Source organism: Streptomyces sp. NPDC001443 (genome assembly GCF_053597355.1).
This window is the reverse complement of the sequence record NZ_JBSFIA010000052.1, coordinates 40796-52440: the sequence shown is the minus strand read 5'-3', so window position 1 is coordinate 52440 and position 11645 is coordinate 40796. Positions and strand designations below refer to the sequence as shown.

The following is an 11645-nucleotide window of genomic DNA, read 5'->3' as shown; positions in this document are numbered from 1 at the left end:
TCGTGGTGCCTGGCGACGTCCTCAAGACAAGCAGGCCCGAGAGGCGTCCGCAATGACCCCTTTTACTAGTTGTGGCCGCATTGGGGTGTTTGCCGATTGGTGTGAGCTGGCTCTCAATCCGCAGGTCAAAGCATGTGTGCGCGTCCAAACATGTCCCTTTTCATCCACTATCGCGGGTAGTGGGTGACGTGGGTCATGTGGGGTGCTTCACCGGTTCCGCGACACTGCGCGCACGGGGGATCACGGTGCGGGTGCGGTCGATGTGACCGCGCGTACGTCGACGGGCTCAGACCAGGTCGGTGGCGAGGAGGTCCATCAGCAGGCCGTCGTGCCACCTTCCGTCCGAGCCCCGCTCGTACGCCCGCATGATGCCGATCGGACGGAATCCCACCTTGCGGTAGCAGGCGATGGCCGCCGCGTTGTCGGCCGCCGGGTCGATGACGAGGCGGTGGTGGGCGTGGTCCTCGATCAGGTGCTGGACCAGGGTGCGGACGGCGTCCGTCCCCAGGCCCCGGCCGTGGACCGACGGGTCGAGGTAGACGTCGATGCCGGCGTGCCGGTACTCCGGGTCCTGCTCGGCGTACCACTGGATCTGTCCGACCACCTGTCCCTCGTACTCCACCACGAACACCTGGGTGTCCGCGTCGGCGAGGTCCTCGGCCACCTCCGCCGCCAGATCGGGGCCGCCCCGCCACCACCGGTGCACCTCCGGCGTGGCGCGGATCGCGGCCAGGCGCGGGATGTCCCGGTGGTCGGCGTGCCTCAGGACCACGCCCCGGCGTCCGTGCAGGGTCGGCGATGCGGTGCTCATGGCCCTGACGGTACGGGCTCGGGGCGGGTTTGCCACGAGTCGATACGGCGGCGGACGGACGAGGCGGAGGCGGTCAGCGGTCCTGGGAGAGTTCAAGGAGTTCGGCGAAGGTTCCGCCGGCGTGGACGAGGTCGTCGTACCGGCCCTGCTCGGTGATCCGGCCGTGCTCCATCACGACGATATGGTCGGCGATCTTGGTGTTCTCCAGGCGGTGGGTGACCACGATGGTGATGCGGCCTGCGGCGATGGCCTTGATCCGCTCGAAGATCTGGTGCTCGCCGCGCGGGTCCATCTGGGACGTCGGCTCGTCCAGGATCAGCAGCCCGGGGCGGCGGTACAGGGCCCTGGCGCACGCCACGCGCTGCCACTGACCGCCGGACAGCTCGGAGCCGCCGAAGATGTCGCGGGACAGCAGGGTGTCCAGGCCCGCGGGCAGATCGTCGACGGCTTCGCGCAGGCCGACCGCGTCGATGGCCTCCCAGACGGGTGCGTCGTCGTGGGTGCGGGGCTGGCCGAGGGTGACGTTCTCGCGGACCGGCATCGGCCACTGGGCGAAGATCTGCGGTACCAGGCCGGTGCGTGCCCACACGGTGATGGGGTCCACCTCGGCGAGGTCGGTGCCGTTCCAGGTGACCCGGCCCTTGTCCGGCAGGTAGATGCCGGTGAGCAGGCGGGTGAGCGTGGACTTGCCCGAGCCGTTCGCTCCGACGATCGCGAGGATCTGGCCGCGTTCCAGGGTGAGAGAGACGCCGTCGACGGCGGGCTTGTCCTTGCCCGGGTATTGGTAGACGACCTCCTCGAGCCGGATCTGCTCGGTCGCGGCGCCGTGCCTGACCACGCCTCGCTTGGGGGCGCGAGCCGCGGCGTCGTCGAGAAAGGCCTGCATGTCGCTCAGGTAGAGACTGGTGTGGAAGACCGCGGCACCGTTGACGACGACCTGGGAGAGCGCGGCGAGCGTGGTCTGCACGGCGATGACGGCCGTGGCCGCGACCGCCAGTTCGATCCGGCCCGAGACCGCGAGCCACGCGAGGGCTCCCCAGGTGGCGACGAGGAAGACACCGCCGGCCGACGCGGAGAGGACCGCGATCCGCAGGGTCCGCGGCGCGGCGGCCAGGGTGCGCCGGTCGCACCGGTCCGACAGGGCCCGGTACCAGTAGACGAGGTAGTCGCTCATCGAGTTGGCGCGCACCTCGTCGCCGTACTTCGAGGTGGTCGCCCACCAGCGCATCATGCCGCGTACGTTGCGGTCGGCGACGTTGGCGTAGTGGATCTCGTAGTCGACCCGGGCGGTCAGGACCGCACCCGCACCGGCCGGCAGCACGGCGAGCAGGAGCAGCGGCAGCATCAGCGGGTTCAGCACCGACAGCACACCGCCGGCGGTGACCATCCGGATCAGCGCGGACAGGAACCGCTGGGCGTCGGTGACCATGACCTGGGTGCGGATCACCCCCATCTCGGCCGCCTCGTGCCGGTCCGAGAACCCCTCCTCCGCGTACGCGGACGCCTCCACCCGGCACACCGCCTCGACCAGCGAGCTGTCCGTCTCCGTCGTCAGCCTGGGGGTGATCCGCCGCTCCGCGTACACGGCCACGGCCGCCGCGCCGCGGCCCAGCGCGGCGGCGAGTGCGACCACCAGCAGCGCCGGGACGGCTCCGCGCAGCCGGTCGCCCGCGGAGCCGTCGCCGAGGACGGGCCTCATGGCGCGGGCGGTGGCGGTCAGCAGCACGGCGGCCGAGACGCCCGTGACCACCTGGCAGCCGAGCAGGTACTGAACGGCCCGCCGGTCGGTCCGCCAGGACAGCCGGGCGATCCGGCTCAGGACGGAGGGGATCTGTGCGCACATCCGCCGGAAGGAGACTTCGGCGAGCGGATTGACGGAGTACTGCCCGCTGTAGGAGATCTCCGCCGACGGTGGCGGAGGAGGCGCGGTGGCTTGCTGTCGGTCGGTGTCGGCCGAGGTCATGTCGATCCCCCTTGACGGTGGTCCAGCATGGTCGTGAGGCTCAACGACCAGCCCGGGATATCGAACACATGTGTTTCGGCCGGACCTGGAAGCCCGGGACGGCGCGCGTGGCGGCGCGTGCCGGATGCATGGATCCAGTCCCCGCAACAGGTGTGCTGGACAGGGCGATTGGCCGAAACGCCGACAACGGCCGTCGCGGTGCCGACGACGGCCGTCGCGGTGCCAGGCGTTACGCCCCGTGGGTGCGCTCCGCGAGCCAGCCGGCCATCGCCCGTACGCCGATGCCGATGGCGCGCTCGTCCGGGAGGAAGTCGGGGAAGTGCGGGTAGCTCGTCGTGACGGGTGCACCGGGGGTCCGGACGCCGAGGAACGTGTAGGTGCCGGGAACGCGGTTCAAGTAGAGGGCGAAGTCCTCACCGCTGAAGGGCGGGAAGGCGGCGTGGAGTTCGGTGACCGCGTCCGGGCCGAGGGCGCGGCGCAGGTGGCGGGCCAGCAGGCGAGCGTCGCGCTCCGGGCCGACCAGGGCCGGGAACGGCTCGGTCGGAAAGCGCACCTCGGCACCCGGGTAGGGGACGGCCGCTCGGCGGACGGCGTCGCGTACCTCCACGTACCGTTCCTGCGGCCAGCAGCGATAGGACACGTTCACCTTGGCCTCCTGGGCGGTGGCCCGGAGGGCCACGAACCGCTCGAGCGGCCCGCCGGGCGTCTGGGCGTCGGCGATGATGCGCTCCAGGTCCGCCGGGGTCTGCGGCTGGGCCACCGTGGCGAGCGCGCCGAGCTCGGCGGCCAGGCGCCGCGCGGCATCGACCGCGTCCGGTCCGGCGAGCGCCACCTCCCCCTTGTCCTGGCCCGGCATTCCGTAGCCCGCGGTCGACGCGAACCGGCCGACCGGGAACGGTCCGCAGTGCAGCGCATGGATCTCCTCGACGCCCAGCCGCTCCAGCACGCCCGCGTCGATCACCGCGCGGGCGCCGGAGAGACTCTCCTCGGCGGGCTGGAAGAGGAAGACCGCAGTTCCGCTCAGGCGCGGGCGCAGCCGGGCCAGGACCCGGGCGACGCCGATGCCGATCGCGGTGTGGAGGTCGTGGCCGCAGACGTGGGCCGGCGCGGGGCCGGTTCCGACGATGTCCGTGGGCGGAACCGCGTCCATGTCCGCCCGATAGGCGACGGTCCGGCCGGGGCGCGAGCCCCGCAGGACACCGACGACACCATGACCGCCCACCCCGGTGGCAACGGTCAGTCCCGCCGCCCGCAGCTCCCGGGCCACCACTGCGGCCGTGCGCCGTTCCTGCCCCGGGGCCTCGGGGTGCCGGTGGATGTCCCGGCGCAACTCGATCAGCGCCTGCCCGATCCGCGCCGTCTCGGCGTCCACGGCCGCCTGCCGCACCGGTCCTCTCCACCCCGCGGCGGCGGCCGGCCCCGCACCCGCCCAGACGGTTCCCGCAGCGGCCGCCGCCGCGCCGGCCAGTAACGTGCGGCGCGCGAGGGCGCGTTCCACAGGACGGTTCACTGTCTTCTCCTTCGGCCCAAGGGGTCTGCCGAGACACAGACTCGCCGAACGCGCATGGCGCTGCCCATCCGGTGAGCCACCGCTTCGGGGTAGGGGCACCTGCACCTCGGGGTGTTGTCGTATCGCCGTGGCGCGGTGGTGATCGCTAACCTCGACGACCATGAATCAGCGACGTCAAAAAAAGCTATCCCAGCGGCTGTTCGGGGCGATCCTGGATGCCGACCCCGCGCACGCGCGGGTGTTGCTGCGGCGTGGAGCGCACCCGGAGCGGCGGGACCGCGACGGCACCACCCCGCTCTATCTGGCGTCCGTGCAGGGAGAGGCCGGGATCGCGCGCCTGCTCCTGGAGGCCGGTGCCGGCCCGGACACCGAGAGCAGGGGTGAAGGCTCGGACGGCACACCGTTGTGCGCGGCCGCGTGCTGGGGGCACACCGAGACCGTGCGCGTGCTGTTGGCCCATGGAGCGGACCCCGGCCGCCGTGAGGAACACGGAAGGGGCTGGTCCCCCTTGGAGTGGGCGAACCGCGGAGCCCATGCCGCGATCGCCGCCCTCCTCGTCGCAGCCGGAGCGACCCTCTTGAACGACTAGGTGTATTGACCCGCAGGGTTGTTGACGCGGCTGATCGGTGGGTGGCCTCCGAGTGCGGTGTGGCAGCGGTGGTGGTTGTAGGTGTGCAGGAAGTCTGCCGGGGCGGCGGTCCGCTCGTCGTTTGAGGTGTAGGGCCGCAGGTAGGCCCATTCGTCGAACAGGGTGCGGAGGTTCAGCCGCCGTAGGTGTGCACGTAATCGAAGTGGGCGGTCGTTCCTGCCGTGTTGAGGGAGACCAGGCCGATGCGCAGCGGCTGCTCCTTCGGCAGGGTCCATACGCCGGTCCACGTCCAGCGCGTCCCGTCGGTGCTGGTGGCGGCACGCACCCGGTGCTCGTCGCCGGAGGGGTCGTAGTGGTACGACAGCCGCAGCCATGTCGTCTGTGCCGCGGGGCCGCCCCACATCGGGCCGTACGCCACCGGTGTCGGCGGTGTGGTGGTGGGCCGGGCCCCCTCCTTCGCGAACTCGGTGACATGGGTGACCTTGCCGGTGTGGGCGATCGGCAGGACGGCGTGGACCAGTTTGAAGTACCGGTCGTCGCCGCCGTAGAGGACGAGTCCCGCCTGCTGGTTGCCCGGTCCGGAGTCGAGGTGAAGCTCGCTCTCCACGGTGAAGTCGCCCGCGGGCGCGGCCCGGGTGAGCACCGACGCGGTGTTGTCGCCGAGGTTCAGCTCGGCGTTCTGCGTCGCCCAGGACAACGTCCCGTCGCCGGTCGTCACTCCGGTGGCCGGGCCGCGGACCCAGGTCCAGTCCGTGGTGAGGGCCGGGGTGTCGAACTCGTCGCTGTACGCGGGCAGCAGCCGTCCGGGCTGCGGGTCGGCGACCCGCCGGGTGACCGGACTGTACAGCGTCACGGCGCCCACGTTGTCGGCCGCCGCCCCGGTGCCGCGTGCCGCGATGCCGATCCGGCCCGCGTGGGCGGCCGCGGCGGGCAGGGTGCGCTGCTGGGTGGCCACCGCGTCGTGCAGCCGGTCGGCGCTGACCTCGACGGTGAGCTGTCGGCCGCGCAGTTCGGTGGCGACATTGCGCCAGGCGCTCCACTGGAAGCCGGACGGCAGCGCCGTCACCTGTTCGCCCGCGCTGACACCGTTCACCCGCACGTCCGTGACCAGCGCGCCCCGGTCCCGGTCGAGCCAGGCCACGACGTAGTTGCTCGCGTTCGTGCGGGCCAGCAGCAGCCCCGCGGCGCCGGTCGCCGAGGTCACCCGCAGGTCGGCCTCGGCGCGCACCTGCGCTCCGACCGTCGCGGCCGACACCAGGGAGGCCGGGTCGGTGCCGCTGCCGCTGTGGGTGACGTACCCGCCGGAGTCCTGTTCGGTCGCGGTCGCCCAGCCGGCCGTGCCGGAGTCCTGGGGCTGCCAGCCGGTGAGGGAGCCGTCGTCGAAGGTGCTGCCGACGTCCCAGGTGGTGACGGGGGCGGGCTGGGCGTCCGTGGAGGGGCCCGCACCGGCCCGGACGACGGGCCAGCCGTCGATCCAGTCGAGCCGGTCGATCAGCAGGGGGCGTCGGCTGAGCGTGCGGTCGATGCCGGGGACGGGGTCCAGGTCGGGGTCGTCGGCGGGGACCGCGTGATAGACGAGCCAGTCCTGGCCGGACAGGTCGGTCTGGAGCGCGTTGTGTCCCGGCCCCACCCATCGGTCACCGTTCGCGCCCAGCACCACCGCACCCTTGCTGGTGCCGGCGGTCAGCTCGACCCCCTGGTCGTCGGTGAAGGGGCCGGTCGGGCTGGTGGCGCGGCCCACCTTGACCTGGTAGCCGCTGAAGGCGCCGTCGCAGCAGCCGGCGTCCGAGTAGAAGAGGTAGTAGAAGCCGCCGCGGCGGGCCACGAAGCCGCCTTCCATGCGACGGCCCTGTGCGACCTCGGTTACGGCGCCTTCGACGCGGGTGCGGTCGCCGTTCATCCTGGCTACGCAGATGGTGTCGTAGCTGCCCCAGTACAGGTACGGCTGTCCGCCCACGTCGGTGAACTGGGCCTGGTCGATGTCCCCGGTGGCGCAGCCGCTGTCGTCCGGCAGCACCGCGCCCCGGTCGGTCCACGGGCCGGTGGGCGTGGGCGCGGTGGCCACGCCGACGGTGTCCTTGCCGGGCACGGAGTAGAAGAGGTTGTAGTGGCCGTCGGTGTAACGGATGTCCGGTGCCCACAGCCGGGACCCGCCGTGCCAGGCGGGCTGGGTGGCGGGCGTGAAGACCTGACCGGCGTACTCCCAGTGCGTCAGGTCCGCCGACCGCAGGATCGGGAGCATGCGTTCGCCGGTCTCGCCCGCGCTCTGGAAGACCGGGTTCTGGGTGCCGTAGGCGTACCAGTAGCCGTCCTTGCCGCGGATCACCGCCGGGTCGGGAAAGGTGTCGACGACTCCCGCGGTCACCGGGTTCGTGTACGTCGTCGCGGTCTGCCGTGGCGCCGCCGAGGTCTGCGGGACGGCCGTGGCCTGCTGGACGGCGGGCGGCAGGGCCGCCAGGAGCACGGCGGCGAGTGCGGTGAGGACCCGGGCCGTGCGGCTCGCTCTTCGGTTCATGCCGAGAGGACCTCTCTTTTCAGCGGGTGGGTTCGAAGGAGCTCAGGGTGGGGTCGTGATCGGAGGCGCCGATGTCGAACATCTGGGTCATCCAGTGGTGGAAGTTGTCGCCGCGCTCCCTCAGCAGGTCGTACATGCGGCGCATCATCCGGCGGCGCACGTCGGCCAGTTCGGGATGTCCGTAGCGGTTGGACAGCTCGTGCGGGTCGGCTTGGAGGTCGTAGAGCTCGTTGACCGACTCCGGGTTGACGACGAGCTTGTAGCGGTCGTCGCGCAGCATCCGCTGTGGGCAGGGGAAGTGATGGCCGTGGAACTCGGCGAGCAACTCGTCCGGCCAGTCGGGGTGTTCGCCGCGTACGAGCGGAAGCAGGCTGCGGCTGTCGGTGGCGGGCGAGGTGTCGCAGCCGGCCAGCTCCAGGACGGTCGCGGTGCAGTCGGTGAGACTGGCGAACTCCCGTCGCACTTGGGGCCGTCGGCCGGGGACGCGGATGATTCCGGGGATGCGGTAGATGTCCTCGTACATCGCCGGGCCCTTGTCGTGCAGCCGGTGGGCGCCGGTGAACTCGCCGTGGTCGGCCGTGAAGAACACGGCTGTGTCGTCGGTGAGCCCCAGTTCGTCGAGCCGGTCGAGGACGCGGCCGATCTGTTCGTCGATGAGGGTGACGTAACCCCAGTAGACGGCGATCAGTTTGCGGGTGACCTCGATCGGCATGGTGTCGAAGGTCCAGTGCGCGCTGTAGTTGCGCTGGACGGGGGGTTTGCCCTCGAAGGTCTCGGCGATCGACGCGGGCAGTTCGACCAGGTCCGGGTCGTACCGGTCGTAGTAGGCGTCCGGGATCAGGTACGGCAAGTGGGGGCCGAAGAAGTGGGTGGCCAGGTAGAAGGGGCGCCCGTCGGCCGCGTACTTGTCCAGTTGCTCGATGGCGCGGCTGGCGAGGTAGTGCTCGAAGGTCGCCTCGACGGGCTGGCGCAGCCGGGCGGCAAGCAGGTTGCCCGGGTTGCCGTTGGGGGTGGTGCCGCGAACGGGATCGGTGATGCGGTACGGCGGCAGGCCGCGTTCCTCCAGGTAGGCCAGGTAGTCGGGGTGGCCGACGGGGTTGTGCCAGCCGGGCAGGTCGGGGCCGTCGAAACCGTGGGAGGCCGCGTTGCGGCGGGCCCCGGCGTGCCACTTGCCGATCAGGCCCAGCTGGTAGTCCCGTTCGGCCAGGGCGCGGGGGAACGTGAAGGCGTCCTCGCGCAGGTCCTCCGGATAGCCGACGTTGCGTTCGTGGTTGGCGAGGAGACCGTGGCGGAAGGGGGCCTGGCCGGTGAGCAGACTGGCGCGGGCCGGGGTGCAGATCGCGGTCGGGGTGTAGAAGCGGTCGAAGCGGGTTCCGCCGGCCGCGAGCCGGTCCAGGTTGGGGGTGGCGACATGCGGGTTGCCGTAACAGCCCAGGGTGTCCACCCGGTGCTGGTCGGTCATCAGGAACAGGATGTTGGTCACCGGCGGGCCGCCTCGGCGTAGAGGGCGGCGGTGTAGAACGAGTCGGCGGCGGGAGCCTTCTTCAGCTGGCCGGTGCCGACGAAGAAGTCGCTCATGCCGTCGAGCCACTTGGCGACCGTTCCGTCCTCGGTCTTGGCGACCAGGTCGGCGGTGGTCAGCGTCTTCACATGACTCGCGTCGGATCCGACCTTGGCCTCGGGGACCTTGAGCAGCTTCGCGGCGGCGGCGATCGCCGCGTCGGGGTGCGCGGAGCGCCAGTCGTTGGCCTCGGCCAGCACCTTGACGACCTTCTTGTCCGTCGCCGAACTGACCTTCCGGCCGGAGACGAACGCCGTCGGGAAGTTGCCGCCGATGTCCTGTGTGCTCGCCACCTCCACCAGGCCGGGCACCTTCTCCTTGATGGTGTCGAGCAACGGGTACCAGATGCCGGCCCCGTCGATCTGCCCGGAGGCGAACGCGGAGACGATGGTGGCCGGTTCCATCGCCACCTTCCGGATGTCGTCCATGGTCATCCCGGCCTGCCGCAGTGCGAGGTTGAGCACCATCTCGCCCGAGGTGCCCTCGGGCACGCCCACCTTCTTGCCCCTCAGCCCGGCGACGGAGGTGATGCCGGGCCGGGCGATGACCCGGTCGGCGAAGGTGAGCGTGTCGATCGCGACGACCTTCGCCTTGCCGGACGCGGGCAGCCACAGGGCACCGGGACCGATGTAGCCGTAGTCGAGGTCGCCGGTGCCCAGTGCCTGGATCTGGACCGGACCGTTGACGAAGGCCCTGATCGAGGCGGAGAGACCGTGCTTCTTCCACAGGCCCTGCGCGTCGGCGATCGCGAGCAGGCTCGCGCCGTTGTAGTCCTCGATGTAGCCGAAGCGGATCTTCGTGGCCCCGTCGCCGCCGGCGTCGTCGGACGACGAGCAGGATGCGACGGAGAGTGTCAGTGCGGTGGCGGACAGTGTCGAAATGAAGGCGCGACGGGACAGACTCATGGAAGGGTCTCTTCTTTCGGTGGGCCGGGGTGAAGTCGGTGGGCCGGAGTGAAGAAGGGGAGGGAGGTCAGACGGCCCAGCCGGCCGGCTGCTGGTGGTAGACCGACGTCCAGACCTCGTTGCGGATCCGGGTGAACTCCGGTGACAGGCGCAGTTCCTCGGTCCGCGGATACGGCAGGTCCACCTCGATGATCCGGTGGATCCGGCCGGGCCGGGCGGCCATCACGACCACGCGCCGGGCCAGGTACACCGCCTCCTCGACGTCGTGCGTGACGAACACGACCGTGCGGCGCTCCCGCGTCCAGGTCGTCAGCAACTGGTCCTGCAACTGCACTCGGGTCAGGGCGTCCAGTGCGCCGAACGGCTCGTCCATCAAGAGCACTTCGGGATCGACCGCGTAGGCGCGCGCGATCGCACAGCGCTGCTTCATCCCGCCGGACAGCGCCTTGGGCAGCACGTCGGCGAAGTCGGTGAGTCCCACGAGGTCGATGGCGTGATCGGCGCGCCGCCTGCGCTCGCCGGCCGGCAGCGAGGCGATCCGCAGCCCGAACTCGACATTGCCGCGTACGGTGAGCCACGGGAAGAGCGCGTACTGCTGGAAGATGACCCCGCGCTCGGGTCCGGGACCGGTGACCCGCGCGCCGTCGACGAGCACCTGCCCCGCGCTCGGCTCGACCAGCCCCGCGGCCAGGTTCAGCAGCGTCGACTTGCCGCAGCCGGACGGTCCGACGACGGTGACGAACTCCCGGTCGCCGATGTCCAGCGACACCCGGTCGAGTGCGGTGAAGTCCCCGCTCCTCATGGGGTAGGACCTGGTGACCTCCTGGAAGGAGATCTTGGGGCGCACGGGCGATGCGGACGACACGGGTGATACGGACGGCGAGGGGGACGCGGGGGGTATGGGGGGCGTGGCCGGGACGGAGGGCTTCTCCAGAGGTCCTCGGAGGGTCATCGTCGCTCCTGCCATCCGGTCAGCCGGCGTTCGGCGAGCAGCAGCAGTCGGTCCATGAGGAGCCCGATCACCCCGATGGTGATGAGACCGACGAAGATCGTGGGGATGTCGTAGTAGGTCTGGGCGTGCATCATCTCGTAGCCGAGTCCCTTGTCCGCGGCGATGAGTTCGGCCGCCACCACGGTCCCCCAGGCGGCGCCCAGGCCGATCCGCATCCCCACCAGAAGGAACGGGGTCGCCGCCGGGACCACCACCTTCAAGAAGATGACTCGGTCGGGTGCGCCCAGCACACGGGCCGCGTCGATGAGCGTGCGGTCGACGCCGATGACTCCCTGGAAGGCCGCCACCACGCTGGACAGGAACGCGGCGAGGAAGATGACGAACACCTTCGGCGTCTCGTCGATGCCCATGAGCACGATGGCCAGCGGAATGATCGCCAGCGGCGGTACGGTCCGGAAGAACTGCACGTACGGTTCGAGGAGTCCGCGGGCCACCGGGTACCAGCCCATCAGGAATCCGACCGGCACGGCCAGCAGGGTGCCGAGCGCGAAGCCCAGGAACACCCGGCGCAGACTGGCCAGGGCGTCCTGTTCGAGCGTGCCGTCGCCCAGCAGGTGCACGGCGCGGTAGGCCACCGAGAGCGGCCCCGGCACGTCCACCGCCCGGGTCGCGGCGGCGACGGCCCACACGGTGACGCCCACGACCAGGGCGATCAGGTTGAGCAGGGCCGGAGGCGGGGTCCGGCGGCCCCGGCGGGGCGCCGACGCGGACGAGGCAGGGGTCTTGCCGGAGGCGCTGATCACGGCCATGGCGGTCTCCGCGGGACGGGAGCGTTCATG

Annotated in this window: 9 protein-coding genes and 1 pseudogene; 1 reads left to right on the top strand and 9 read right to left on the bottom strand. The window is 71.1% G+C overall.

The genetic code is table 11. From position 1 onward, the window contains the following. Nucleotides 1–286: 286 nt before the first annotated feature. The 3 genes from ACWC24_RS37160 to ACWC24_RS37150 form a co-directional block, all read right to left on the bottom strand. Nucleotides 287–811 carry a GNAT family N-acetyltransferase gene (locus tag ACWC24_RS37160; RefSeq protein WP_450667326.1) on the bottom strand — a complete coding sequence of 175 codons (525 nt, stop codon included), beginning with the start codon at nt 809–811 and terminating at the stop codon, nt 287–289. Between the two features lie 73 nt (nt 812–884). Beyond that, nucleotides 885–2774 carry an ATP-binding cassette domain-containing protein gene (locus tag ACWC24_RS37155; RefSeq protein WP_450667325.1) on the bottom strand — a complete coding sequence of 630 codons (1890 nt, stop codon included), beginning with the start codon at nt 2772–2774 and terminating at the stop codon, nt 885–887. A 229-nt stretch (nt 2775–3003) separates the two neighbouring features. Further along, nucleotides 3004–4284, bottom strand: a complete 1281-nt coding sequence (locus tag ACWC24_RS37150) for a M20 metallopeptidase family protein (protein WP_450667324.1) — start codon at nt 4282–4284, stop codon at nt 3004–3006. A gap of 160 nt (nt 4285–4444) precedes the next feature. On the opposite strand from ACWC24_RS37150, the gene ACWC24_RS37145 reads away from it, so the two are divergent. Then, nucleotides 4445–4873, top strand: coding sequence for an ankyrin repeat domain-containing protein (locus tag ACWC24_RS37145; RefSeq protein WP_450667323.1), 429 nt, complete (start codon nt 4445–4447; stop codon nt 4871–4873). Here ACWC24_RS37145 and ACWC24_RS37140 read toward each other — a convergent pair. The 6 genes and pseudogenes from ACWC24_RS37140 to ACWC24_RS37115 form a co-directional block, all read right to left on the bottom strand. After that, nucleotides 4870–5091, bottom strand: a pseudogene (locus ACWC24_RS37140) (integrase core domain-containing protein); the annotation flags it as partial. The gene ACWC24_RS37145 and the pseudogene ACWC24_RS37140 sit on opposite strands and share 4 nt — an antisense overlap. Next, on the bottom strand, nt 5046–7388 hold the full coding sequence (locus ACWC24_RS37135) for a family 43 glycosylhydrolase (protein WP_450667322.1): 2343 nt from the start codon (nt 7386–7388) through the stop codon (nt 5046–5048). The gene ACWC24_RS37135 and the pseudogene ACWC24_RS37140, both read right to left, overlap by 46 nt. Before the next feature lie 19 nt (nt 7389–7407). Beyond that, complete coding sequence (locus ACWC24_RS37130; protein ID WP_450667321.1) at nt 7408–8871, bottom strand: sulfatase-like hydrolase/transferase; 1464 nt, start codon at nt 8869–8871, stop codon at nt 7408–7410. Next, nucleotides 8868–9854, bottom strand: a complete 987-nt coding sequence (locus ACWC24_RS37125) for an aliphatic sulfonate ABC transporter substrate-binding protein (RefSeq protein ID WP_450667320.1) — start codon at nt 9852–9854, stop codon at nt 8868–8870. The genes ACWC24_RS37130 and ACWC24_RS37125 overlap by 4 nt, the downstream gene beginning before the upstream one ends. Before the next feature lie 67 nt (nt 9855–9921). Then, the gene (locus ACWC24_RS37120; RefSeq protein WP_450667328.1) at nt 9922–10701 is read right to left on the bottom strand and encodes an ABC transporter ATP-binding protein; all 780 of its coding nucleotides are present in this window, start codon (nt 10699–10701) and stop codon (nt 9922–9924) included. Between the two features lie 101 nt (nt 10702–10802). Beyond that, nucleotides 10803–11615 (bottom strand): ABC transporter permease, encoded by an 813-nt coding sequence (locus ACWC24_RS37115; protein WP_450667319.1) that lies wholly within the window; start codon nt 11613–11615, stop codon nt 10803–10805. Nucleotides 11616–11645: the final 30 nt, after the last annotated feature.

What these genes read in the sequence shown, in the direction of transcription:
- ACWC24_RS37115 (WP_450667319.1), bottom strand. Translation starts at nt 11,615, where the DNA reads ATGGCCGTGATCAGCGCCTCCGGCAAGACCCCTGCCTCGTCCGCGTCG.
- ACWC24_RS37155 (WP_450667325.1), bottom strand. Translation starts at nt 2,774, where the DNA reads ATGACCTCGGCCGACACCGACCGACAGCAAGCCACCGCGCCTCCTCCG.
- ACWC24_RS37160 (WP_450667326.1), bottom strand. Translation starts at nt 811, where the DNA reads ATGAGCACCGCATCGCCGACCCTGCACGGACGCCGGGGCGTGGTCCTG.
- ACWC24_RS37135 (WP_450667322.1), bottom strand. Translation starts at nt 7,388, where the DNA reads ATGAACCGAAGAGCGAGCCGCACGGCCCGGGTCCTCACCGCACTCGCC.
- ACWC24_RS37145 (WP_450667323.1), top strand. Translation starts at nt 4,445, where the DNA reads ATGAATCAGCGACGTCAAAAAAAGCTATCCCAGCGGCTGTTCGGGGCG.
- ACWC24_RS37125 (WP_450667320.1), bottom strand. Translation starts at nt 9,854, where the DNA reads ATGAGTCTGTCCCGTCGCGCCTTCATTTCGACACTGTCCGCCACCGCA.